25 protein-coding genes are annotated in these 25,560 nt (G+C 48.4%); 23 read left to right on the forward strand and 2 right to left on the reverse strand.

All coding sequences use genetic code 11. From position 1 onward, the window contains the following. Positions 1–2: 2 nt before the first annotated feature. The 20 genes from KOG47_RS05555 to KOG47_RS05650 all read left to right on the forward strand — a co-directional run bounded on the left by KOG47_RS05555 (position 3) and on the right by KOG47_RS05650 (position 20,720). Positions 3–761, forward strand: coding sequence for a pseudouridine synthase (locus KOG47_RS05555; RefSeq protein ID WP_012726494.1), 759 nt, complete (start codon positions 3–5; stop codon positions 759–761). Positions 762–897: 136 nt separating this feature from the next. Further along, positions 898–1,479 (forward strand): thiol-disulfide oxidoreductase ResA, encoded by a 582-nt coding sequence (gene resA / locus KOG47_RS05560; protein ID WP_047795228.1) that lies wholly within the window; start codon positions 898–900, stop codon positions 1,477–1,479. 19 nt (positions 1,480–1,498) lie between these two features. Next, complete coding sequence (gene resB, locus KOG47_RS05565; protein WP_159562414.1) at positions 1,499–3,043, forward strand: cytochrome c biogenesis protein ResB; 1,545 nt, start codon at positions 1,499–1,501, stop codon at positions 3,041–3,043. Beyond that, complete coding sequence (gene ccsB, locus KOG47_RS05570; protein ID WP_031423441.1) at positions 3,043–4,227, forward strand: c-type cytochrome biogenesis protein CcsB; 1,185 nt, start codon at positions 3,043–3,045, stop codon at positions 4,225–4,227. The genes resB and ccsB overlap by 1 nt, the downstream gene beginning before the upstream one ends. A 160-nt stretch (positions 4,228–4,387) precedes the next feature. After that, the gene (locus KOG47_RS05575) at positions 4,388–5,104 is read left to right on the forward strand and encodes a response regulator transcription factor (protein WP_147538010.1); all 717 of its coding nucleotides are present in this window, start codon (positions 4,388–4,390) and stop codon (positions 5,102–5,104) included. Next, entirely contained in the window at positions 5,101–6,810 is a 1,710-nt protein-coding gene (locus KOG47_RS05580; protein ID WP_143180242.1) for a HAMP domain-containing sensor histidine kinase, read from the forward strand. Before KOG47_RS05575 ends, KOG47_RS05580 begins: the two co-directional genes overlap by 4 nt. Before the next feature lie 49 nt (positions 6,811–6,859). Continuing rightward, positions 6,860–7,411: a cob(I)yrinic acid a,c-diamide adenosyltransferase gene (locus KOG47_RS05585; RefSeq protein ID WP_012726488.1), complete on the forward strand. Its 552-nt coding sequence runs from the start codon at positions 6,860–6,862 to the stop codon at positions 7,409–7,411. Between the two features lie 7 nt (positions 7,412–7,418). After that, positions 7,419–8,657 carry an EF-P 5-aminopentanol modification-associated protein YfmF gene (gene yfmF / locus KOG47_RS05590; protein ID WP_215243860.1) on the forward strand — a complete coding sequence of 413 codons (1,239 nt, stop codon included), beginning with the start codon at positions 7,419–7,421 and terminating at the stop codon, positions 8,655–8,657. After that, the gene (gene yfmH, locus KOG47_RS05595) at positions 8,654–9,913 is read left to right on the forward strand and encodes an EF-P 5-aminopentanol modification-associated protein YfmH (protein ID WP_214690805.1); all 1,260 of its coding nucleotides are present in this window, start codon (positions 8,654–8,656) and stop codon (positions 9,911–9,913) included. Before yfmF ends, yfmH begins: the two co-directional genes overlap by 4 nt. Next, positions 9,892–10,605: an elongation factor P 5-aminopentanone reductase gene (gene ymfI / locus KOG47_RS05600; protein WP_251125244.1), complete on the forward strand. Its 714-nt coding sequence runs from the start codon at positions 9,892–9,894 to the stop codon at positions 10,603–10,605. The genes yfmH and ymfI overlap by 22 nt, the downstream gene beginning before the upstream one ends. Positions 10,606–10,698: 93 nt before the next feature. Further along, positions 10,699–11,475 carry a YmfK family protein gene (locus tag KOG47_RS05605; RefSeq protein WP_012726484.1) on the forward strand — a complete coding sequence of 259 codons (777 nt, stop codon included), beginning with the start codon at positions 10,699–10,701 and terminating at the stop codon, positions 11,473–11,475. A 27-nt stretch (positions 11,476–11,502) separates the two neighbouring features. After that, a complete protein-coding gene (locus KOG47_RS05610) occupies positions 11,503–12,375 on the forward strand; it encodes a helix-turn-helix domain-containing protein (RefSeq protein WP_078147046.1) in 873 nt (290 codons plus the stop codon). Between the two features lie 32 nt (positions 12,376–12,407). Continuing rightward, positions 12,408–12,986 carry a CDP-diacylglycerol--glycerol-3-phosphate 3-phosphatidyltransferase gene (gene pgsA, locus KOG47_RS05615; RefSeq protein WP_074036832.1) on the forward strand — a complete coding sequence of 193 codons (579 nt, stop codon included), beginning with the start codon at positions 12,408–12,410 and terminating at the stop codon, positions 12,984–12,986. Between the two features lie 62 nt (positions 12,987–13,048). Beyond that, positions 13,049–14,275 (forward strand): competence/damage-inducible protein A, encoded by a 1,227-nt coding sequence (locus tag KOG47_RS05620; RefSeq protein WP_196430828.1) that lies wholly within the window; start codon positions 13,049–13,051, stop codon positions 14,273–14,275. A 76-nt stretch (positions 14,276–14,351) separates the two neighbouring features. After that, entirely contained in the window at positions 14,352–15,401 is a 1,050-nt protein-coding gene (gene recA / locus KOG47_RS05625) for a recombinase RecA (protein WP_012726480.1), read from the forward strand. Positions 15,402–15,589: 188 nt separating this feature from the next. Continuing rightward, positions 15,590–17,152 carry a ribonuclease Y gene (rny, locus tag KOG47_RS05630; RefSeq protein WP_035387855.1) on the forward strand — a complete coding sequence of 521 codons (1,563 nt, stop codon included), beginning with the start codon at positions 15,590–15,592 and terminating at the stop codon, positions 17,150–17,152. Positions 17,153–17,200: 48 nt separating this feature from the next. Further along, on the forward strand, positions 17,201–17,995 hold the full coding sequence (locus tag KOG47_RS05635) for a TIGR00282 family metallophosphoesterase (RefSeq protein ID WP_159562409.1): 795 nt from the start codon (positions 17,201–17,203) through the stop codon (positions 17,993–17,995). A 26-nt stretch (positions 17,996–18,021) separates the two neighbouring features. Beyond that, positions 18,022–18,282, forward strand: a complete 261-nt coding sequence (locus tag KOG47_RS05640; RefSeq protein WP_012726477.1) for a stage V sporulation protein S — start codon at positions 18,022–18,024, stop codon at positions 18,280–18,282. Positions 18,283–18,448: 166 nt separating this feature from the next. Then, positions 18,449–19,525 carry an L-threonine 3-dehydrogenase gene (gene tdh, locus KOG47_RS05645; RefSeq protein WP_215243861.1) on the forward strand — a complete coding sequence of 359 codons (1,077 nt, stop codon included), beginning with the start codon at positions 18,449–18,451 and terminating at the stop codon, positions 19,523–19,525. A 13-nt stretch (positions 19,526–19,538) separates the two neighbouring features. After that, the gene (locus KOG47_RS05650) at positions 19,539–20,720 is read left to right on the forward strand and encodes a glycine C-acetyltransferase (RefSeq protein ID WP_074036841.1); all 1,182 of its coding nucleotides are present in this window, start codon (positions 19,539–19,541) and stop codon (positions 20,718–20,720) included. Positions 20,721–21,407: 687 nt separating this feature from the next. Here the strand turns inward: KOG47_RS05650 and KOG47_RS05655 are convergent. Both KOG47_RS05655 and KOG47_RS05660 read right to left on the reverse strand, forming a co-directional pair. Continuing rightward, on the reverse strand, positions 21,408–21,956 hold the full coding sequence (locus tag KOG47_RS05655) for a DUF4256 domain-containing protein (protein WP_215243862.1): 549 nt from the start codon (positions 21,954–21,956) through the stop codon (positions 21,408–21,410). A 141-nt stretch (positions 21,957–22,097) separates the two neighbouring features. Next, the gene (locus tag KOG47_RS05660; protein WP_215243863.1) at positions 22,098–23,255 is read right to left on the reverse strand and encodes an MFS transporter; all 1,158 of its coding nucleotides are present in this window, start codon (positions 23,253–23,255) and stop codon (positions 22,098–22,100) included. A gap of 157 nt (positions 23,256–23,412) precedes the next feature. Between KOG47_RS05660 and KOG47_RS05665 the strand changes: the two genes are divergently transcribed. The 3 genes from KOG47_RS05665 to KOG47_RS05675 are packed head-to-tail and all read left to right on the forward strand — an operon-like array spanning position 23,413 to position 25,557. Then, positions 23,413–24,345, forward strand: a complete 933-nt coding sequence (locus KOG47_RS05665) for an alcohol dehydrogenase catalytic domain-containing protein (RefSeq protein WP_215243864.1) — start codon at positions 23,413–23,415, stop codon at positions 24,343–24,345. 23 nt (positions 24,346–24,368) lie between these two features. After that, entirely contained in the window at positions 24,369–24,962 is a 594-nt protein-coding gene (locus KOG47_RS05670; RefSeq protein WP_215243865.1) for a GNAT family N-acetyltransferase, read from the forward strand. Between the two features lie 34 nt (positions 24,963–24,996). Then, positions 24,997–25,557: a histidine phosphatase family protein gene (locus KOG47_RS05675; protein WP_214690814.1), complete on the forward strand. Its 561-nt coding sequence runs from the start codon at positions 24,997–24,999 to the stop codon at positions 25,555–25,557. The last annotated feature ends 3 nt before the right edge of the window (positions 25,558–25,560 follow it).

Here is a 25,560-nt window from a genome sequence, read left to right on the forward strand (position 1 = left end):
ATATGGAACGTTTGCAAAAAGTAATCGCACAAGCGGGGGTCGCCTCGCGTCGGAAAGCGGAAGAAATGATTTTGGATGGTCGCGTCCGCGTGAACGGAAAAGTCGTCCGTGAACTCGGGACGAAAGTTGGACCGAAGTCAGAGATTGAAGTCGATGGCGTCAAAATCGAACAAGAAGAACATGTCTACTATTTGCTTTATAAACCGAGTGGCTACGTATCGACGGTCGATGACGACAAAGGACGTAAAGTCATCACAGACCTCGTCCCACCAGGAGCACGTGTATTCCCGGTCGGTCGTCTTGACTACAACACGACGGGTCTCATCATCTTGACGAACGATGGCGAGTTCTCGAACATGATGACACACCCGAAATATAAAATTCAAAAGCGTTATGTGGCAAAAGTGAAGAACATCCCATCTTACTTGGCCATCAAACAGCTTGAGTCTGGTGTCGAACTCGATGACGGATTCAAAACGGGAAGTGCGAAAGTGAAGATGAAGTCTGTAGACCAGAAGAAGAACACAGCCATCCTCGAAATCGTCATCTCGGAAGGTCACAATCGTCAAATCCGTCGGATGGTGGAAGCCATTGGTTCAGAGGTCATCAAACTGAAGCGTGAACAGTTCGGTTTCTTGACGCTCGACGGTCTGAACACGGGCGACTGGCGTGAACTTTCACACAAAGAAATCAGTAAGCTTCGGGAACTTGCGAACCCTACCGTTCCACCGAAACCACGAGGCAAAAAGAAGAAAAAATAACAACAAAAAATCGTCCTGAAATAGGATGATTTTTTTGATTGTGTAGATTGTGTGACAAAAAAATGAAAAAAGTCTGTTAATGTGCGTTTTTAATGTTTTTTCAGTACAATAGCAACTGAAGGATGGTGTGAAAACGATGACAAAAGATCAACAAAAAGACGACCGGATGGAACAAGCGGTCGCAAAAAAGAAAAAGAGGTCATTTTGGCGGATGATGATCATGACGGTCGTTCTCTTCGCGGGAGCGGTTACGATTATGCAAACATTCGACCAAGCGGGTAACGATGGACGCATCGAGGCGGGCGACGAGGCACCGAACTTCAAGCTCGTCACACTCGACGGTTCGACCTTGTATGAGCGAGATAACTACGAAGGGAAAGGGATGCTCTTGAATTTCTGGGGTACGTTCTGTGAACCGTGTAAGAAAGAGATGCCGGTCGTACAAGAAAACTATGCGACACTTCAAGACATGGGTGTCGATTTTTGGGCCGTGAACGTCGGAGAGACACCGCTTCGTGTCGATAATTTCATCAACGACCTTGGTGTCGGGCTCGACTATCCGATTTTGATGGATACCCAGAGCGAAGTCGAAGGAGCGTATGGCATTTATAACCTACCCGTCACATTCGTCATCGATGGTGAAGGGAACGTAATTGAAAAGTATGAAGGTGAACTCACGAAAGAGAAATTGATGGAGCTAGCCGAGAAGTCATTGTAAGCGAACGGGGGACGCACAGATGCTAGATATGAAATACGAAGGCGCTGATTTACGGTCGAAGCGTCGTCCGAAATCGATCATTGACCGTGTGTGGAACTTCTTTGCATCGGTCAAAGTGGGGTTGTGGTTAATTGCATTGATTATTGTCGGTTCGGCAATCGGAACAATCTTTCCTCAAGAGATGTACATCCCACAACAATTACCGCCTGAACAATATTATATGGAGGAGTATGGAACACCGGGTTCTATTTATTACGCCCTCGGATTCCATAACCTATACACATCGTGGTGGTACATCGGTCTGATTGTCATGTTGACGCTCTCACTCGTCGTCGTGTCGATTGACCGTGGGGTTCCGCTCTATAAGGCGCTTAAAAAACAACCGGTCAGACGGACAGAACGTTTTATGAAGGGGCAACGTCTCTTCGGACAAGGTGATGGGACGGAGGCTCAAATTGATGAGATCGCAGTCGCACTTAAAAAGAAACGATATACCGTCAAACGGGACGGCGATGCTCTGTTAGCAGAGAAACACCGGTTTGGTCGTTGGGGTCCGTACGTCAACCACCTCGGACTTGTCATCTTCTTCCTAGGGGCGATGCTGCGAGTGTTCCCTGCATTCCATACGGATACGCTCGAATGGGTGCGTGAAGGCGACACGGTGTCGCTAGAGGCGACTGACGGCGAGTACTACTTACGGAACGACCAGTTCATTCTTGAAATGTACGACCCTGAGAACAATGAAGAGGACGCGAAGTTCGCGGCCGCCATTGAAAAAGCAGGAGCCGTTCCTAAAAATTATGAGACAGAGTTGACGTTATTCAAAAAGACGGGAACGAACGAGGACGGATCGCCGCAACTCGAGCAAGTCGATGTCGGTTCGACGAAAGTCAACCACCCGTTTAAGTTCGATAAATTTGAAGTGTATCAGGAACAATATTCAAGTCGTCCAGAGTTCTTATCGATGTCGTTCATGTTGGCAGATAAAGAAACCGGCGACGAATATGGTCCGTTCAAAGTTGATTTGGAGAATCCGGAAAAGTCTTATGAGCTCGATGGGGTCACCGTCACGTTGAAAGATTTGTATCCAGACTTTGAAGTGAAAGATGGACAACCGAATACGAAATCACCACGTGCACTGAATCCTGCCTTCTTCTTCAACGTTGAATCACCTGAAGGAGAAACGGAGTCGAATTTAATCGGCATTCGTCTGAATGTCGCTGATGAAGAGAACCGCTACGATGTCCAGTTTGCAGGTACAGAGATGGCGAGCACGAGTGGTTTACGTGTGAAGAGTGACTCCACCTATCCGATTTTGATCGTCGGTGCCACGATCTTTATGATCGGTATTGCGATGGGCATGTACTGGCCACACCGTCGCGTTTGGATCCGTCGTCATGAAGAGGGCGTGCTTGTAGCCGGTTTTACGAATAAAAACCCGTCCTCGCTCCGTCGTGAAGTGTCGCCGCTATTAGAACAAACTGGCTTACCGATGTGGGAAGACCAGGCGAGATTCACAGAGAAGTCGGAGAACGAGTCAACAGATGAAAGAGGGGAATCTTGATGGAATGGATTGAATGGAGCAGCCGAATGCTGTTTATCGCGTTCTTCCTGTACGCAATCTCGACGGTTCTCTTTACGATTGCCGTCAGTGGTATGCGTAAAGATCGAAACGTCAACCGTGTTGCCTATGGGAAATACGCCTTTATCTTGGCAATCATCGGCTTTGTCGCTCAAATGACATATTTCTTTATGCGCTGGGCAGGTGTCGGCTATGCGCCGGTATCAAACTTGTACGAATATACGACGTTCTTCGGTATGATGATGGTACTTGGGTTCCTCGTCGTATATGGAATTTATAAAAATGATGTACTCGGCTTGTTCGCGATGCCGGTGGCGTTACTCGTCATCGCCTTCGCTTCAATGTTCTCGAGTGAGGTCGCACCGCTCATCCCGGCACTCAACAGTGTATGGCTGAAAATTCACGTTACGACGGCTGCGCTCGGACAAGGGATTTTGGCCATTAGTTTTGCATCGGGACTCATTTTCTTATTGAACGAAACATCGATGAAAGAACAGTCTAAGTCACGGACGTGGCTCGAAGTGACGATGTTTGTCCTCATGTGCACGCTCGGCTTCATCATCGTCTCGATGTTATTCAAGGGGATTGGTGCCGGAGGTGTCGTCGAGTTCACGAACGACCGCGGTCAAGCGGAGACGTATGAATATTTCATGCCGATCTTGTTCGTCCCAGAAGGGGCACAACTCGTGTCTGGCGCGAGTGGCTTGTCACTCGAGCTCCCGAACTGGATCAATACACTCAAGTTGAACACGCTCATCTGGTCGGTCATCGGCGGAATTGTAATCTATGTGTTGCTCCGCTTTGTCATCTTGCGTAAACGCGTCGCTGAAGCGCTCCAACCCCTTGCAAAAAAAGTCGATCTCGACCTTGCTGATGAAATCAGCTATCGCTCGGTCGCGATTGGATTACCGGTCTTTATCCTTGGTGGTCTGATCTTTGCGATGATTTGGGCACAGATTGCCTGGAACCGTTTCTGGGGATGGGACCCGAAAGAAGTTTGGGCCCTCATCACGATGCTGATCTATATTTACTACTTGCATATGCGCATTCAGCGTGGCTGGACAGGAACGAAAGCGGCCTGGTTATGTGTCGGTGGATTTGCCATCATCATGTTCAACCTCGTCTTCGTCAACCTGGTCATTGCCGGTCTGCATTCGTATGCCTGACATAAAAGAAGTCACAATTGTGACTTCTTTTTCATTTGGTCCATCAAATCATCGTTGTGAAGCGAAATAATAGAGTGGTATAGTTATGGCAGAGAGTGGAATGTTCACAATTGTGCAACATTCGCTACAACTCGTAATGGGTCTTAGGAGGGTTTCAGGTATGGCTGAGAAAACGAAGATTTTAGTAGTCGACGACGAGGAGAGAATTCGCCGACTTTTGAAAATGTACTTAGAACGTGAACAGTATGTGATTGAAGAAGCGGTCAATGGCGAAGAGGCGCTCGCGCTTGCCCTTGATAACGAATACGACGTGATCTTGCTTGATTTGATGATGCCAAAGATGGATGGGGTTGAAGTATGTACAGAACTCCGGAAGACGAAAGCGACTCCGGTCATCATGCTCACGGCGAAAGGTGAAGAAATCGACCGTGTCCAAGGATTCGAAGTCGGGGCGGATGATTATATCGTCAAGCCGTTCAGTCCGCGTGAAGTCGTGCTCCGCGTCAAAGCATTGCTTCGCCGCTCTGGTTCGACGAAGTTCATGCACACGAGTGAGAAGTCGAAGGATTTGATCGTCTTCCCACATCTGACAATCGATAATGATGCACACCGCGTCACGGTGGACGGCGAGGAAATCGCCCTCACACCAAAAGAATATGAGTTATTGTTCTTCCTCGCAAAACAGGTGGATAAAGTCTTTTCACGAGAGCAGTTGTTAAAAGAAGTATGGAACTACGAATTTTTCGGAGACCTTCGGACCGTCGATACGCATGTGAAACGTCTTCGTGAGAAATTGAATCGTGTCTCACCGGACGCGGCGCATATGATCACGACCGTATGGGGTGTCGGGTACAAGTTCGAAGCTGCCAGTGAATGATGATTCGTCGAAACAGCATCGTCACGAAACTGTGGCTGACGATTCTCGTTTTGGTCAGTGTCATCTTATTCATCGTCTCGGTGTTGATGCTTGAATTTTTTAATTCCTTTCATATCGACCAGGAACGAGGCCATCTTGCCAAGCTCGGTGGACAGGTCCAATCGGTTTTGTTGAATGAAGGTGACACGTCCCAGACGATTGATCAAATCATCGAAGTGTACGGGGCTAACTATATCTTAGAGAACGGTACGACCCGATCGAATTTTGGAAATCAAGTGGATGGTTTGATGGTGGAACTTGAACGACAGGATTGGGAAACCTATCAGGCGGTCGGTGAGACGGCCATCGGGAATTTCTCATCTTTTGACGACCAGGCCGCACTAGCGTATCGGACGACCTTCTCCTTATCGACAGGACAGTATACGCTCTACCTGCTCGAACCGCTCGATGCGATCTCGAGTGCGAACGCGGGAGCACGGACCATCATTCTTTGGACCGTCGCTTCGGCCATCATCGTCACGACCGTCTTCGCTTTCTTCTTGTCGACACGAATCACGGCACCGCTCCGAGCGATGCGGGATGCAGTCAATAAGACGGGAGAGGGGCAATTTGATTTGCGTTTGGAGACGAAGACACGGGATGAGATTGGAGAACTCGCTGCTTCTTTCAACGCAATGAGCAGTCAGCTTTCGAAGTATGTGAATGCCCTTGACCGGGAACGGCTGCAACTTGCGTCGATTCTTCGTTCGATGGCAGACGGTGTCATTACACTCGATCGTCATGCGAACGTGATTGTCACGAACCCGCAAGCGAGTCCATTACTTCAAGATGGGCAACCACATGAAGTCGTATTGTCTCTTTATGAGGAAGTGATGGAGGGGACGTCTGAAAAGACGATCGAAGTGAAACAGGATGAGCGGTACTATACACTGACAGTCACACCACTCGTCGGAGAAGACGATTTCGAGGGTGCTGTCGTTGTCATCCGGGATACGTCAGAAAGTCATCGACTCGATAAGATGCGGACCGATTTTGTGGCGAACATTAGCCATGAACTCCGGACACCGCTCGTGACGCTTCAAGGGTATTCAGAGGCAATCATCGATGGCATCACTGAGAGTGACGAGGCGACGAAAGAGTTCGCCTCCATCATCTATGATGAATCGCTCCGCTTGGCAAGACTCGTCAATGATTTGTTGGATTTGGCACGCATCGAATCGGGTAAAGAGACGATGCATTTCACTTCGTTTGATATCGGTGATTTCTTGCCCCGAGTCATGCGAAAGTTCAATCAGATGGCATCTGAAAAAGAGATTCGTTTACAGACCGACGCCCCGCACCGTCTCATCGAGGCGGATGGCGATCGTCTCGAGCAAGTGTTCACCAACTTGATTGGCAATGCTATCGCGCATACCGATTCTGGAGAAATTCGGATTGAGGCCACAGAAGAGACGGACGGGCTACGGATTCAGTTGACGGATACAGGTCATGGAATTCCAAAAGAGGATTTGCCGTTCGTTTTCGAGCGATTCTATAAAGCCGATAAAGCCCGGACCAGTGGTTCGAAGACAGGGACAGGCATCGGACTCGCGATCGTGAAGAATGTGGTCGATGCCCATCACGGAAAAGTGAGCGTATCGAGTACACTCGGGGTCGGAACCACCTTCGAGATTTACTTACCATTTGAACAACCACACAACTCGTAATGGTGACTCGCTTGAGTCACCATTTGTGGCATTTTAAGGGGGGAGTCGAATGAAACGTTATACACGAACGGGCGACAAGGGTGAAACATCATTAATCGGTAGTCGTGTCGAGAAATCCCATCCTCAGATTGAAGCGATGGGTCATCTCGATGAGTTGAATAGTCAGATTGGACTCGCCATCGCGCATCAAGAGGATGAGACGCTCCGAATACAGCTGACGAAGATTCAGCACGACTTGTTCGACCTCGGTTCGGAGCTGATGTATGCTGAGGCACCGCCAAAAATGGTCGATTTGTCAATCGTGACGGAACTAGAACGATGGATGGATGAGTGGGAGGAGTCCTGTCCGGAACTTGTGCGCTTCATCCTTCCGGGCGGCAGCGTTGCCGCAGCTAGCTTACATGTGGCTCGTGCCGTCTGTCGACGGGTCGAGCGTGACTTAGCGGCTCTCGGAGTCGCAGACCGGCAATTGCCTTACTTTAACCGCTTGAGTGATTATTTATTTACGGTTGCCCGTTACGCGAACGTCGTGGCAGGGGTGCCGGATCAAGAATATGCGCGCGGCGCTGCCGTGTTTCAACCAAAACGAAAAAAGGAGTGATCGGCAGATGAAAGGAATCGAACAGTTCCAACATCAATTGCACTACTCGGTCTATCCGACCAAAAAATTTAAAACGACGACTTGTCTCGTGTCATTCGCCGCTCCATTATCGGCGGAGACGGTCGCAGATCGGGCATTGCTCCCGTTCATTATGGAGAAATCGACGGCAACGTATCCATCCATTGAGTTATTTCACACACCGCTAGAGGAGTTGTATGACACAAACTTATATGCTGGTGCATCTAAGATCGGAAAGGAGCACGTCATCCAATTCCAACTCGAAGTCGTCAACGATCATCTTGTCGGAGAAGACGTATTGAGTCAGGCAATCGAGTTACTCGAAGACGTTCTCCTTCGTCCGAACGCATACGATGGGGCGTTCCAGCCACTCATCGTCGAGCAGGAACGTCGATTGCAACGTCAGCGTATCGAATCGGTCTATGATGACAAAATGCGTTTCGCCCAACAGCGTCTACAAGAAATGCTCGGAGGAGAACTTGCGATTCCGTCACTCGGTACGCTTGAGCAACTCGACCATGTCACACCGAAATCATTATATGAGGCATATCAATCGATGATTCAACATGACCGTGTGGACATCTATGTTGTCGGGGATGTCAATCGTGAGCAAGTCGAACAGGCTTTCAATCCATTGGAATCCCTTGGGACACGTCGACCACGCCTGTTACCAGAAGCGAGTCGAGGAGAGTTCAAGCGTTTGGAAGAACACCAAGACATTAAACAAAGCAAGCTCCATCTCGCTTATTCACTCAATGTCGACCCAAGAACGGAAGCGGCGATTCGTATGCAAGTCGTGAATGGATTGTTCGGAGGATTCCCTCACTCGAAACTGTTCATGAACGTGCGTGAAAAAGAGAGCCTGGCGTACTATGCCGCTTCACAATATAGTTCCCTCAGTCGGAAGTTGTTCGTCTATGCCGGCATCGATGCGTCGAACCAGCAAAAAACCGAACAGATCATCGAAGAGCAATTGAACGCTTTACAAGCGGGCGAGTTTGAGGATGAGACGTTGCAACAGACGAAAGAGTTGTTGTTCAATCAACGTCGACAACTTGGAGACAGTCCACGTCAATTGATTGCTTGGATGAGTGGAGCAGACGTTCGTCCGTTCTCGTTAGACGAAGAGATGGCAATCATTGAAAACACGACACGAGATCATGTCGTTGCGCTTGCGAAAGAAATGGAACTCGAAGCGGTTTATTGCTTGAAAGGAGGAGAAGCATGAAATTAGACTTTCCTAACGTCGGAGAGACGTTACATCATCACGTTCTCGACAATGGCCTCTCCGTTTACTTGTTGAAAAAGACTGGATATGAAAAAACATTCGCGACGTTCACGACTAAATATGGATCGATTGACCGACGCTTCAAACTAGAAGACTGGATCGAGGTTCCCGATGGTATCGCACATTTCTTAGAACATAAGATGTTCGAGAAAGAAGATGGTGACGTCTTCCAACAATTCGGTCGTCAAGGAGCGTCAGCGAACGCTTTCACTTCCTTCACACGGACGGCTTATTTGTTCGGTGCCACGTCCAAGATTTCGGAAAACGTACAAACGCTACTTGATTTCGTCCAGACTCCTTATTTTACGAAAGAGTCTGTCGAGAAAGAGAAAGGCATCATCGGTCAAGAGATTCAAATGTATCAAGACAATCCCGGATGGCGCTTGTATTTTGGTTTAATTGAGGCGATGTACGAGACACATCCCGTCAAGATTGATATCGCAGGTACAATCGAATCGATTTCAAAGATCACGGCGGAAGACTTGTACACCTGTCATCAAGCGTTCTATCATCCGAGCAACATGGCATTGTTCGTCGTCGGGAACATCGAACCGGATGAGATGCTTGCCTTGATTCGAGATAACCAAGCAGGTAAATCTTTTGAGACACCACGATTGAGTGCTCGTGAGACAGTATATGAACCGACCACGGTTCGTCTGTCAGAACGGGTCATCGAGATGGACGTCTCTGTACCGAAAGTCATGATTGGGTATAAGGATGTACCACAAGCTGGGGAAGCAGGTCTGAAGCAAGAATTGACAGTAGAATTGCTCATGCATGCGCTCTTCGACACGACAGCTCCTCTTTATACAGAACTTTATGCTGAAGGATTGATTGACGATGCCTTCTCGTTTGACTATACGTCAGAGGAAACGTTTGCCTTTGCCGCCTTGTCGATGGAGACGTCGGAAGTAGATGCGTTTGTCGACCGTGTGACGGAGGCGTTAGAACGTCCACTTCAGTTGAGTCAAGAGACGCTCGACCGGAAGAAACGCATGATGCAAGGACAGTTCTTGAAAGCATTGAACTCACCGGAATTCATCGCAAATCAGTTCTCTCGATATGCACTCAATGATGGGAATTTGTTTGAAATCCCGACTTTGATTGATGCCATCACACTCGACGAACTATACGAAGCATACGAGCGCTTGTTCCGCCATGAACAACGAACGGTATGCATCGTCAAAAAACGATGAAGACATTGATTGTTGGAGCGAGCGGTACCATCGGACGTGCCGTCTCGCTCGCTTTTCGTGAAGATGAACTGATTTTGCATGCGAACGAGAGTAGTGATAGACTCCGTCATTTGATAGATGAAGAGAATCTTTCGGCAGAAATTCTCCCTTGTGACCTAACAGACCGTGACGCTGTTGAGTCGTGGGTGCAGGATATGCTGGACATCGACCGAATTGTATATGTGGCCGGACATGCGCTCCATGGTCTCGTCGTCGACCAGTCGATGGATGAGCTCGACCGGCTGTACGATGTACATGTTCGGGCAATGATCCGACTCATCCAGTCCGTCGTTGCAAGGAAGCCTTACGATCATCACGTGGATATCGTGATTGTCTCGAGTGTATGGGGAGAGGTCGGTGCGGCGGCTGAGGTGTTTTATTCAACCGTCAAAGCGGCACAGCTCGGCTTCGTCAAGGCGTTCGCACGAGAAGCCGGACCGTTCAATGTTCGAGTCAATGCGGTGACCCCGGGGTGGATTGATACGCCAATGAATGATACGGTAGAAGAGTCGAAACAATCCGTGATCGATGACATTCCACTTGGACGTCTCGGTGCGGCAGAGGACGTGGCCAACACGATCCGTTTCTTGTGCTCACCGGACGCCTCGTATATGACGGGCACGGTGATACGCGTCGACGGCGGTTGGCAATGATCCGATTCATGTAAATAAACCTGTTCTTTTCAATTCTTCTAAAATAATTTAAAATAGGCAAGGTAGCGAACTCGCTCGAAAGGATGGTTGGGGATGGAACATAAATTCGAAGAGTGGTATCTCGAATATGAATTGTGTCAGAATCGACCGGGTATCCTCGGAGACATCGCATCTCTCATGGGGATGCTTCAAATCTCCATCGTCACCATCAATGGGGTCGATTTGCAGCGACGGGGAATGTTGCTCAAAGCACCTGCCGCCGATCATGTGCATCGACTCGAGCATATTTTAAAGCGGATGGAAGCTATTGCCGTCATCAAGTTGCGCCGTCCGAAGTTACGAGACCGGATTGCAATCCGTCACGGTCGTTATATCGACCATGATAGTGATGACAAAAAAACGTTTCGCTTCGTCCGTGAAGATTTGGGCATTCTCGTCGATTTCGTTGCGGAACTGATGAAGGAAGAACGCCATTTGTTAATCGGTGTTCGTGGAAATCCACGCGTCGGAAAGACGGAGTCCATCGTAGCAGCGAGTGTGTGTGCGAACAAACGATGGTTGTTTCTTTCCTCGACACTGATGAAACAGACCGTTCGGACCTCATTATTTGAAGAGGAACGGGAAGGCGATCACGTATACATAATCGATGGTGCCGTCTCTACCCGAACGATGGATGAACGACATCGCCAGCTCATTCGTGAAGTCATGCGGTTGCCGGCCGTGAAAGTCATCGAACACCCTGACCTGTACGTCCGAAACACCGATTGCGTGTATGAAGACTTTGATTATATTATTGAATTGAGAAACAATCCGGATGAGACGATCATCATCCCACAAGAAACGCATCGTGAGTCAGAATGGTTTGAATAATTATGTGAATGGAAGGTGTGGACCCCTGTGACAGAACTAGGGACTTTTTTGAAACAAAAGCGTGAGGAGAGCGGATTGACGCTCGACCAAATCCAGCAGACGACGAAGATTCAAAAGCGCTATATCATCGCAATCGAGGAAGGTGATTACAAAAATCTCCCTGGCTCTTTTTATGCACGGGCGTTCATTAAGACGTATGCGGAGTCGCTCGGCCTAGATGTGGATGAATTATACGAGACATATGCAAAAGATTTACCGGTCATCGAGGCACAGCCGTCTGTTCAACTCTCTCGGAAGAAAACGTATTCGAAGGCTTCCGAGTCGACAAGTCGGGTCTCGAGATGGGTTCCGAAAGTTCTCCTCGTTCTCACGGTCTTCTTGCTCATCACCGCGATTTATTTCGCAGTGAGAAGCATCGACTTCGGTGGTCAGGATGCAAGTCCTGCCGAACCGCCAAGTTCTGGTGTCACAGTCGACCAGAATGAGGATGTCCCGGCTGATGAACCGGTCGAGGAGGAACCGACTGAAGAGGAGCCGACCGAAGAAGAACCGCCAGCGGAATCTGGTCCGATTGCGGTGAAGGAGTCGAATGGGGCAGATATCACTTATGAACTCGCGACGAACGAGAAACTGTCGACCGAGATTTATGTGAAGGAGTCACCTGCCTCTTACGTGGGTGTTCGTGATACGTCGTTAGAAGGAGCCTTTCTCGCACCGGAGTATCCGAACCAGTCGAAACAGAATCCGATTGTCATTGAAGATGCCGAGACGGACACATTGCGTATTCGAATCGGACTCATCGCAGGCGTTGAGAAAATCGTCGTCAACGGTCGTGAGCTCGAGCTTCAAGAGTCTCCGGTCACACAAAATATTTTTGTAAAGAGAGTCGACGCCGAATAAGTCGACTCTCCTTCTAAGAGGAGGCGTTCTATATGAACCTACCTAACCGATTGACGATGCTACGCGTGGTCTTGATCCCCGTATTCGTCGTCTTACTCGCTGTTGATTTTGATTGGGGAAACATCGCTTTTTTAGGCGCTGATATCCCGATGCACCAATTTATCGCTGGTGTGATTTTTACGATTGCGGCCATTACAGACTGGTTAGACGGACATTTGGCCCGTAAGCATAACTTAGTCACGAACTTTGGTAAATTTATGGACCCGCTCGCAGATAAACTGCTCGTCACGGCGGCCCTTGTGTTGCTCGTTGAGATGGATCTCGTCGCGGCGTGGGTCGTCGTCGTGATTCTATCACGTGAATTTGCGGTTACAGGCTTACGTCTCGTCGCTGCCGATGAAGGGATTGTCGTCGCGGCCGGGAAATCTGGAAAAGCGAAGACGTGGGTGCAGCTCTTTGCCATCATCTTCTTACTGTTCGGTAACCCGATCTTTAGCTATGTCGGGATCCCGTTTGGCGAATGGGCGATGTGGTTGGCGCTCGTACTTACAATTTACTCAGGTGCCGAATATTTCGCACAAAACTATAAGATTATTGTGAAGTCGATGTAAGTCGACAGAGACGAGTTGGTTGATCTAGCTCGTCTTTTTTTTGAAGTTGAGGAGGAAATGAGATGAAACGAGCCGAAATCATTGCGGTAGGAAGCGAGTTGCTCTTAGGGGAAATCGTCAATACGAATGCGAGTTACATATCAGAACAACTGTCGAAGTACGGTGTGCCGGTCTTGTATCATCAAGTTGTCGGGGATAACGCGGTACGAATGCGAGAGACGTTTGAAATCGCCCGTCGTCGTTCCGACTTTGTCATCGTCACGGGTGGACTCGGTCCGACGGCGGATGATGTCACAAAGACAGTCCTTTCCGACTTACTAGACCGTCCGATCGTTCGGGATGAGGAAGCGTATGAGACGATTCAACGATTCCTCGTGTCACGAAATCGATTGATGAATGATGGGGACGCTCGCCAAGCCGACGTGCTCAGCGGAGCAGACGTATTACCAAATCCGGTCGGGCTTGCCCCGGGCATGTGGATTGCCGGAGACACGACGTGGTTGCTTTTACCGGGTGTGCCACGTGAAATGAAAGCTTTGGTCGAGGCGACGTTTCCGCAGAAACTATCAGGAGCGACGCTCGTCTCAGAGTCATTACGGTTTTATGAGATTGGAGAATCCGCTCTCGACGATGCCGTGAAGGACTTATTGGACGGCTCGAATCCGACCGTTGCCCCCTATGCCGAGACGGGAGAGGCAAGACTTCGGATCAGTGCTCGAGCGACGGACGAGGTGACCGCGCGTCAGATGATTGAAGAAGTGAAGACTGAGATTATGAAACGGGTCGGTTCGTACTACTTCGGCTCTGACGATGAAACGATCGCATCACATCTTGTCCAATCATTGTCTAGATTGAATCGTACGTTCGCTGTGGCTGAGTCGTTGACCGGCGGCGAGGTACAATCGATGATTACATCAACACCTGGCGCTTCAGTCGTCTTTCTAGGTGGAGTCGTGACCTATTCGGATGAGCTAAAAAATAGGTATTTAGGGGTCTCGCTTGATACAATTAAACAGCACTCAGTCGTCTCAAAAGAAGTTGCCTATGAGATGGTGGACGGATTGTCAAAGACCACCCATGCCGACTATGCCCTCTCTTTCACGGGAGAGGCAGGACCGACATCGAATTCGGGTCGTCCGATCGGTACGGTCTATATCGGAGTGAAGACACCAAACGGAATAGAAGTCATCGAGCGGACGTATCCCCATCAAGAACGGAATATCATCCGCATGCGAGCCGCGAAGGACGGATTATGGGCTCTCATTCAACGAATCAAAAAAGGCGAATAAATGTTCGTAAAAAACTTGTGTATCGTACAGTGTTCACGTATAATAAGAGTATCAATTAAAGGAGGCTCATTTATCTATGAGTGATCGTAAACAAGCGTTAGAAATGGCATTACGCCAGATTGAAAAACAATTCGGTAAAGGCTCAATCATGCGCCTTGGTGAAAATACAGACCAACAAGTATCGGTCATCCCTTCAGGGTCAATCGCCCTCGACGTCGCGCTCGGTGCGGGTGGATATCCACGCGGTCGTGTCATCGAAGTATACGGACCAGAATCTTCAGGTAAGACGACGGTTGCCCTTCATGCGATTGCAGAAGTCCAAAAGCGTGGCGGTCAAGCAGCATTCGTTGATGCCGAGCACGCACTCGATCCGAAGTATGCTAAAAATCTTGGGGTCAACATCGATGAGTTGCTCCTTTCACAGCCGGATACTGGGGAGCAAGCGCTCGAAATCGCTGAAGCGCTCGTTCGCTCTGGAGCAGTTGATATCCTCGTCGTCGACTCGGTTGCGGCACTCGTACCGAAAGCCGAAATCGAAGGGGAAATGGGAGACTCGCACGTCGGTCTTCAAGCTCGTTTGATGTCTCAAGCACTTCGTAAGTTGTCTGGTGCGACGAACAAGTCGAAAACGATTGTCATCTTCATCAACCAAATCCGTGAGAAGATCGGGATCATGTTCGGTAACCCGGAAACGACTCCAGGGGGCCGTGCCTTGAAATTCTACTCTTCTGTACGTCTTGAAGTTCGTCGTGCGGAGACGCTCAAACAAGGTCAAGATATGGTCGGGAACCGTACGAAGATCAAGATTGTAAAAAACAAGATTGCACCTCCGTTCAAAACAGCGGAAGTTGATATTATGTATGGTGAGGGGATCTCGCGTGAAGGGGAACTCATCGATATCGGTGCAGACCTCGACATCGTTCAAAAGAGCGGAGCTTGGTACTCGTTCAATGAAGAACGTCTTGGTCAAGGCCGTGAAAACGCCAAGCAATACATGAAAGAAAATCCAGCAATCGCAGCTGAGGTCGAACAACAGATTCGAGATCACTACGGATTGAATGGAGAAAAAACGGTCACGGTCGAAGGCGAAGACGACGAAGTCCTCTCACTTCTCGATGACGAATAAGCACATCGTCTCACTCGAATTCTTTCGAGTGAGATTTTTTTAGTATAATTTTTTAGGCAATTGGTAGTTCTATCCTGTCCGTGCATTGCATTCTCCCTATTAAATAAGTACAATAAAGTTATGCGTGGGCTTGCCCGTGTATCTCACTTATTAAAAAAATAAAATAACCTTGCGAAAGGGAGGTGAACATGATGGAATGGCTATACTGGCTTATTCTGATCCTCCTTTTGCCGATAGCTTTTGTTGCAGGTTTTTTTGTGCGTAAATCGATCGCCGAAGCGAAGATTCAAGGTGCCGAGACGGAAGCGACTAAGATTGTAGAGCAAGCAAAACAACAATCGGAAGCGATGCAAAAAGAAGCACGGCTTGAAGTAAAAGAAGAGATGATTCAACTTCGTAATGAGACGGAACAAGAATTGCGTGAACGTCGCGAAGAACAGAAAGTGAAAGAGAATCGCCTCGTTCAAAAGGAAGAGCTTCTTGACCGCAAAGCAGACATGCTCGAGCGGAAAGAAGACTCGCTAGATGAACAGGAACGAGGACTCGAAAAACGCAAGCGTGAAGCAGAAATGCTCGAAAGCAAAGTGGAGGAGTTATACGAAGAGGCACGCCGAGAACTTGTACGCGTGGCATCCCTCTCGAAAGATGAAGCACGTACCATCATCATGGACGAAGCGAAGCAGGAAGCGCTTCACGATGCTGCTCTCCTTCAAAAAGAAATCGAGCAAAAAGCAAAACAAGAAGCGGATAAAAAAGCGAAACACCTCTTATCTCTCACGATGCAACGATATGCAGCTGAACATGTCGCCGAGACGACGGTATCCGTTGTCAACTTACCGAGTGATGAGATGAAAGGTCGTATCATCGGGCGCGAAGGACGTAACATCCGGACGCTCGAAACGTTGACTGGGATTGACCTCATCATCGATGACACACCAGAAGCCGTCATCTTGTCAGGGTTCGACCCGGTTCGTCGTGAAATCGCGAAGATGACGCTTGAAAAACTCGTTCAAGACGGTCGGATTCACCCGGCTCGAATTGAAGAAATGGTAGAGAAGTCTCGCCGTGAAGTGGATGAACGCATTCGTGAATACGGGGAGGAAGCTACGTTTGAAGCCGGAATTCACGGACTCCATCCAGACCTTGTCAAGACGCTCGGTCGCATGCGTTATCGTACGAGTTATGGTCAGAACGTCTTGTCTCACTCGGTTGAGGTGGCACATCTTGCCGGGATGATGGCAGCCGAACTTGGTGAAGATGTCACGCTCGCGAAACGGGCAGGACTCTTACACGATATCGGGAAAGCAATCGACCACGAAGTCGAAGGTAGTCACGTTGAAATCGGTGTAGAACTCGCGACGAAATACAAAGAACATCCGGTCGTCATCAATTCGATCGCTTCCCACCACGGGGACGTCGAGGCGACATCGACGATTGCTGTACTTGTGGCAGCGGCTGATGCCTTGTCAGCAGCGCGTCCTGGAGCTCGCCAAGAGACACTTGAAAGCTACATCCGTCGTCTTGAGCGACTCGAATCAATCTGTGAGTCGTTCGAAGGTGTCGAGAAATCGTATGCGATTCAAGCAGGACGTGAAGTTCGGATTATCGTTCGCCCTGATGTCGTTGACGATGTCGTCGCCGGTAAGATGGCACGTGATATTTGTAAGCGAATCGAGGACGAACTCGATTATCCTGGACAAATCAAAGTGACGGTCATTCGTGAAACACGTTCCGTCGATTATGCGAAGTAAACGAAGCGGAGAATTTCTCCGCTTTTTCTGTTTGAGGGAGGACTTTATATGAAAATTTTATTTATCGGTGATGTGGTCGGGAAACCAGGTCGTGATATATTGACGAAACAAATCGGACGCTTGAAAGACAAATACAACCCGACGTTCATGCTCGTCAACGGTGAGAATGCAGCAAATGGACGTGGTCTTACGAAAAAGATTTACCAACAGTTTTTGGAGCTCGGCTTTCATGGGGTAACGATGGGAAACCACACGTGGGACAACCGTGATATCTTTGATTGGATCGACGACGCCGACCGGATCGTCCGTCCGGCCAACTATCCGGACGGGACACCTGGGGTTGGCATGATGAAGTTGAAACAAAATGGGAAGAAATTGGCCGTGATCAATGTCATGGGAAATGTCTTCTTGCCGTCTCTTGACTGTCCGTTCCGTACCGTCGACCGTCTCGTCGAAGAAGTGCGCGATGAGGTCGATGCGATTTTTGTGGATGTCCATGCTGAGGCGACAAGCGAGAAAATCGCTATGGGCTATCATCTCGACGGTCGCGCTCAAGCCGTTGTCGGGACACATACACACGTGCAGACAGCGGACGAGCGTGTCCTACCGAACGGCACGGCCTACATTACAGACGTCGGCATGACCGGTCCACTAGACGGGGTACTCGGAATGGATGCGTCGACTGTTTTAAAAAAATTTATGACACAACTCCCAGTTCGGTTTGAAGTTGCCGAGGGACGGGAACAACTTAATGGAGTTTTCATTACAATCGATGATCAGACGAAACGAGCGACAAAAATCGAACGAATACACCTAGATGATCAGACCGTCTGGTTTGATTGAACAACCTACCCGAGGGGGAAACAAGAATGGACGTACTCAAAGTTTCGGCAAAATCGAACCCTAACTCCGTTGCGGGTGCTTTAGCGGGTGTGCTACGTGAAAAAGGAACGTGTGAGATACAGGCGATCGGGGCAGGTGCACTGAATCAGTCCATCAAAGCCGTCGCGATTGCCCGAGGCTTCGTCGCGCCAAGCGGTCTCGATTTGATTTGCATTCCGGCCTTTACTGATATTATGATTGACGGAGAGGAACGTACTGCCATCAAGCTCATCATTGAGCCGCGATGAGCGGTCGGGACATAGGTCCTATTCTTGTGAAGAGGAGCCATCGGCGCGGATGGCTCCTCTTTTTTTGTGTAAATCGGACGTTCTATCTTCTCAGTTTCGTCATTTTATGACAAGATGATAAAGAACGTATCGTTCGATCATTAGAGACAAGAGGGGGACGTTTTCAATGGAACAACTTGTGTCAACCAAAGAGACGGAATCAACGACACCAGTAATGAAAGCGATTCAAAAACACACGGCCGGGTTTGGGGCAAAACTGGTCGACGTACCAGTTCCGACACCAGGACCTGGAGAAGTACTCATTCAAGTCAAAGCGACATCGATTTGCGGGACCGATGTCCACATCTATGAGTGGGATGAATGGTCACAGAGCCGCGTCAAACCACCATACGTATTTGGTCATGAATTTTCGGGGGAAGTCGTGGCGCTCGGAGAAGGGACGAAGCGAATCAAAGTCGGACAGACGGTGTCTGCTGAAACGCATATCGTCTGTCATCAGTGTAAACAATGTTTGCGCGGGCAGTACCACATCTGTAAGAACACAAAAATCATCGGGGTGGACACGCAAGGCTGCTTCGCAGAATACGTCGTCATGCCCGAAGAGAACTTATGGGTGAACCCGGAGTCGATGCCAGCGAAACTGGCATCGATTCAAGAACCGCTCGGGAATGCGGTGCACACGGTGTTGGCGAGTGATGTGTCAGCTAAATCGGTCGCCATCGTCGGTTGTGGCCCAATCGGACTCATGGCGGTCGGTGTCGCCAAAGCAGCAGGGGCGAGTCGTGTCTATGCGATTGACGTCAATCCATATCGCTTACAACTTGCCGAAAAGATGGGGGCCGATGTCGTCATCAACAGTTTAGAGGAGAATCCGCTCGAATTGATTGAACGTGAGACCGACGGGGACGGAATCGATGTCGTCTGCGAGATGAGCGGTCATCCGATTGCCATCGATCAAGCGTTTAAGTTGGTCACGGCAGGCGGGGACGTCAACGTCTTGTCACTCCCGGCCCGTCCGGTCGCCATCGATCTCACACGGGACGTCGTCTTTAAAGGGGTCCGCGTCCAAGGGATCACAGGACGTAAGATGTATGAGACGTGGGGCCAGGTCTCGACGATGCTCGCGACGGGTCAGCTGAACGTCGAACCGATCATCACACACGTCTTCAAGCTCGAGGAGTTCGAAAAAGGATTCGAACTCATGCGGGCAGGGAAATGTGGGAAGGTCGTCTTAATACCATAAAGGGGGAAACAACATGGCATTTGAACATATTACAGAAGCAATCAACGAGATGAAAGAACAAGGGACGTTCCGTAAGCTCGTCCCACTCGAATCAGCACAAGGGAATGAAGTGACAATCGATGGAAAGTCACTCGTCCAACTGTCGTCAAATAACTATCTCGGACTTGCGAACCACCCGCGCTTGAAACAGGCAGCCATTGAAGCGGTCGAGCAATACGGCGCAGGAACGGGATCAGTCCGTACGATTGCCGGAACGTTCGAGATGCACGAAGCATTTGAGCGCGAACTCGCGGAGTTCAAACATACGGAGGCCTCACTCGTCTTCCAATCAGGATTCGCGACGAACCTCGGGGTATTGTCTGCACTGCTTGGACCGGAGGATGTCGTCATCAGTGACGCCCTCAACCATGCGTCAATCATCGATGGGATTCGCCTCACGAAAGCGGCTCGACGTATCTATAAACACGTCGACCTCGAAGACTTGGAGAAGGCGTTGAAAGAGACACAAGATTATCGCACACGTCTTGTAGTGACGGACGGTGTGTTCTCGATGGACGGGAACATCGCACCGCTTCCGGCCATCGTCGAACTCGCCGAGAAGTATGACGCTGCGGTCATGGTCGATGATGCTCACGCATCTGGCGTTCTCGGGAAGAACGGTCGCGGAACGGTCAACCACTTCGGTTTGGACGGTCGTGTCGCGCTTCAGGTCGGGACGCTCTCAAAAGCGATCGGTGTCCTCGGTGGCTATGTCGCCTGTTCACAAGATATTCGGGATTACTTGATCCACAAAGGTCGCCCGTTCCTCTTCTCGACATCACATCCACCGGCAGTCGTGGCGGCGAACCGTGAAGCGATCCGTGTGATGAAAGAGGAAGAAGAGCTGTTCGACAAGCTATGGGCGAACACCGAGTTCTTCAAAAACGGTTTACGTGACCTTGGTTTCGATATCGGACATGCGACGACACCGATCACACCGGTCATGCTCGGCGAAGAGACGCTTGCGCATACATTCTCGGACAAGTTGAAAGAGCATGGTGTATTCGCACAGAGTATCGCTTTCCCGACGGTCGAACGCGGGAAAGCCCGTATCCGGACCATCGTCACAGCGGAACATACACGAGATGACCTAGAACGGGCACTCGAAGCGTTTAAAACGGTCGCGGAAGAGTTGAATGTGACACTACACGCATAAATGAGAACTGCAGACGATCTGTCTGCAGTTTTTTGGTGGATTTGTATATGAAATCGAGTATATTCAAATAGGGCACAGATGAAGTAAATCGAAATATAGCGTATTTCTTAATATTTCAATTACCGTATTTTATTTAATCAGTACATATTAGAAAAGAGGAAAGGCTATGTTTCAGAAAGGGATCTTTCAAGTGGGAATGGTATTAGATCGAGAGACGTTTTCGATTCTGACGATTTCACCACCATTCATAATAAATGTGATATTTAGTGTCCTGATTTTGATTGGCGTCTTGTACTTTCGGAGTGAGAGTTGGAAAGGGAAATTGTGGAACGTTGTACTGATGTGTTACGCGCTCTTATTCATCTTTGTCTATATAGGAGCCTGGTTTGTGAGGCTGAAGTACAACCTTACACCGAGTTTCAACGAGTCGTTCGCCCTCGAACCCTTTCCTGGATGGAAGATTTTTTTCAAGCAATGGATTGAGAACGGTATAGAAGAACCGAATTTGACAGCAAATGCGATTGCGTTTGGTGCATTGCTGTTCTACTTCAGAAAGTTCAAGGGTAAATATACGTGGATATTAAGGCTTTTCGCAGTGATTCCTGTCAGCTTATTTTTCATCATATATATTCCGAAAGTCTTTAGTTGGTTATTGCAATAAAAAAGAAGCAAGGCGCAATGCCTTGCTTAAATCATGATTATTCCTCTAAATCCTCGAGCGGCATAATAAGAATCTGCACCATTGTGGTAGACGAAGATGTGATCATAGCGACGGTCGCAGAACAGGGCGCCACCTTTTTGACGAATGGTGTCCGGTGTCTGAATCCAACTTGACGTCTTCAAATCGAATGCACCGAGCGTTTGTAAGTGTCGGTATGTTTCTTCATCGAGAAGGGTTATGCCCATCTGTTCAGATAGGGCGACCGCACTTCCGGCGGGTTTGTTCTTCTTACGTGCTTCGAGCGCCGGTTCGTCATAACAGAGGCTTCGTCGACCGCTCGGGCTCTCGGCTGAACAGTCGCAAAAAGCGAGGTCTCCGTTAAGGAGTCGAATCACGTCCGGTTCTCCGCCAGTCTCTTCCATCAAAGCGAGGGTGGTCAACTTGTCCTGATTAATTTGAATTCGTTCCAATACGTCTGACCAGACGGCATCAGGATGACGTTCAACGTTTTCGGTAAAACGAGACTCTAAGGCATTTAGTAACTCGATGGTTTCTTCCTGTGAAAGTTTCGACATGGAAATCACTCCGATCATTTGTTTCTTTTAGTATACGATATGAATCGCTACAGGTTGTCTTTTCAATTGTGAGAATGGAGAATCTACCAGTTAGAAAATCATTTAAATAAGGCGCCCTCTCTTAGAGAAGGCGCCTCTTGTTTATACAGATGATACGGTCAACATAGACTGTTTAGTCAATCGTCCGATCCAAATCAACGGAAGAGTCAAAAGTGCTCCGAGAAGGTAAACCGAATCGATTGGTAGTCCATCCGCAAGAAGACCGAACAGCAAACTCCCTACACTGAATGCGAGGGCGTATCCCGTTTGTTGCACACTATATACATAGGGAAGTCGCGCAGTCGGGATCTGTTCTTGAATGACGGTATTCGCCTGGATGATCCGCATTTGTGTGGCTGCCCCTTGAATCACTAACGCCAAAATCGCAAACGCGAGATGCTCGGTCACGCCGAACAACATGGCGGCAACAATGGATAAGACGGCAGTCGAAGGTAGCGAGGGTGATCGACGAGACCGATAAAGATAGGCACTCGCCGCAATCATACTAATCAAAAATGATGCGTTAAGAGTTCCCCACCAGCCTGTATCGACTTGCAGATGTCGCTCGAGATAGACGAGGAGCAACGCTGAAATCCAAAGCGTGCTGACAAATGATTCATACGTCACAAACCAAGTCACACGACGAGCGAATGGTGACGTTCTTACATAAGTAAGACTATCGCGTAAGGTAATCGATTCCTCCGTTCCATCATCGACGATGTCTTCCGTAAGCGATTGATAGAAGTAAATCGTCACAACCGTTGAAAGGCTGAAGAGAACGAGTGAAACGATTAATGCAAAGGCGCTAGACGAGAGAGAGACGAGCATCGTCCCGAGCGGCCACATCGCGAGTTGGATGAACTGATTGGAACCTTGAACTAGGCTGTTCGCTTGTTGACGATTCGTCGCCAAACTTGGGATGAACGAGGCTTGAATCGGACGTGCGAATCCATCGAGAAATGCAATCCACATGACGAGTCCGAGAATAAGAATCGAATCCGTGAAGAGAACGAGAACAAGGGTGATCGTCTTCATCAGTTGTGACAGGACGAGCGTTTTCCCGAGCGAGTAGCGACTGAGGATGCGGGCGAAAAAGAGTCCGCTGAGCGTCATACCGGCAGTCACGGCAATCGGGAAGCTGGCCGCCATGAGAGCGGACCCAGTTTGTTGATACAGCAAGGCAATGAGCGCGACGATGTACAGGACATCGCCAATGTTTGCGAGCCATTGGCTAACGAGCAGTGTGTAAAAGGATTTCATCACAAATCTCCTCCGAATCTATTCAATTTGGTGGGTTGGACGAATCGTTTTTACACATTTTCACCTCTTCATAAAATGATATAAAAATAATTATACAAAATTTGATTAATTCTGTAAACTTGTCATATGGGTGAAATTGTCATAGTAGGAGGATGGAATGATTCAACAAGCTTTGAAACTCGTAGGTAAAAAGAAGTTGGAGTGGGTTACAACACGAATACCTGCTCTTGAGGCTGATCAGGTTTTGATTAAAACCATTGCCACCGCCATTAGTGTTGGGGCAGAGCTTCCTCAATATGACGAAACGGATTTGACTGACTCGAGTCCGGTTTATCCCCGAAAAGTGGGATATGAGAGTTATGGGATCATTGTGGATAGAGGAGAAAGTGTGACTTCGCTCAATATCGGAGATCGGGTGCTCGCCTTCTATGGACAACAAACATATGGGATTGTCTCTGAACAAAAAGCGTTTTACGTTCCGCCGGAAGTGGATTATAAAACAGCGTTGTTAGCGATTTTGTCTTGCGATGCAGCAAAAGGGGTTAGAAAGTTAGCACCATCCTCTACCGATTCGGTCATTGTTTCCTGTCTAGGAACGATGGGGTTACTCGCAATCTATTATCTACGAACCTATTATGGTGTGACGATGATTGATGCGATCGATCCGGATTCGAATCGGAAAGAACTGGCTCATACGTTTGGAGTTGGCCGTGTATATACCCCGAATGAAGTGAAGGAGAGCTTCTATGATTACGGCATTGAATGTTCGGCTCGTAATGATGGTTTCATGAACCTTCAACAAGCTGTTAAGCCGAATAAATCTATCTGTATTTTGTCAGATGGCAATCGAGAAGGGTTGATGTTGCAACCGCATTTTTTTGAAAAAGAGTTACATATCGTCGGATCGAGTGATGGATGGGATTATAAAGAACATTTCAGGTGGTATTTTGAAGTGAGCCGACATACACCATACGTAAGAAAGATTTTTGAATTGGACATTGACCAATATAGATTGATTGATACGTTTGAAAAACTAAATAAACGCGTCATAAATCCAATTAAGGTTGCAGTGACATATGAGGACAAATGAATAAATAATGAGGATGGGACTATATGCTTGAATATAAACTAAATGACGATGTCACACTGAGAATGTTCAATACAGACGATGCGGACGAGTTATTTAAGCTGACGATTGCATCGAAGCCTTATTTGCGAGAGTGGCTTGGCTGGCTCGACTATATTGAGACGGTGGAAGACTCGAAGCAGAACATAGAGGGACGAATCAAAGGGTTGATTGAAACGGGCGGGCGCCCAAAATCGTTCGCTTTGATGTATAAAGGAGCACTGGCCGGAACAATTGGATTTAACGAAATCGATCGTGGTATTCAATGTGGCACAATCGGATACTGGCTCGGACAAGAGTTTCAAGGGAAAGGCATCATGAGTCAAGCGCTCGAGACCATCATCGAGTATGGGTTTCAAGATTTGAAACTAAATAAAATTGAGATCCGAGTCGCGACAGAGAATGTGAAGAGTCGGGCACTTCCGGAACGATTCGGCTTTAAGGAAGAAAGGGTCATTCGAGATGCGGAGTGGCTGTATGACCGTTACGTCGATCATGTCGTCTACGGGTTGTTGCGACATGAATTTTTGCAGCTAAACCATCATTCTAAAGCTTATGATGAGGCTGGACATCGTATGTAAACAACGACGAGACATTATAAAAGGGGACTACTGAATGACAACTATATATTTTGTCAGACATGCACATTCTACCTATACACCAGACGAATTCGCCAGACCGTTATCTGAGAAAGGAATGCATGATGTTGCTGAAATTACAAACCTTCTAATCGATGAGGGGATCGATATCGTGACTTCGAGTCCATATAAACGAGCCGTTCAAACCGTAAAAGGCATCGCGGATTATCTTGGACAGGACGTTGTAGTGTCGGATGATTTGAGAGAGCGAACCTTGACTTCAGAACCGGCTAAAGACTTTACAAGCGCGATGGAGACCGTTTGGAAAAATCCTGCGTTCGCATGGGAAGGGGGAGAGTCGAACGATCAGGCTCAATCTAGAGGGGTAGAGGCTCTCATATCACTGCTCCGTACGTACGAAGGGAAAAAAGTGGTGCTCGGCACACATGGAAATATTATGGTTCTCATGCTGAATTATTTTGATGCGCGATATGGATATGAATTTTGGAAAGAACTCGACATGCCGGATATCTATAAGGCGACTTTTGAGAACAACACATTGATGAGTGTCGAGAAGTTATATAAACCTCAAGGTTAGAAA

It is taken from the genome of Exiguobacterium sp. s121 (genome assembly GCF_018617245.1).
In the GTDB taxonomy this organism is placed as follows: Bacteria; Bacillota; Bacilli; order Exiguobacteriales; family Exiguobacteriaceae; genus Exiguobacterium; species Exiguobacterium profundum.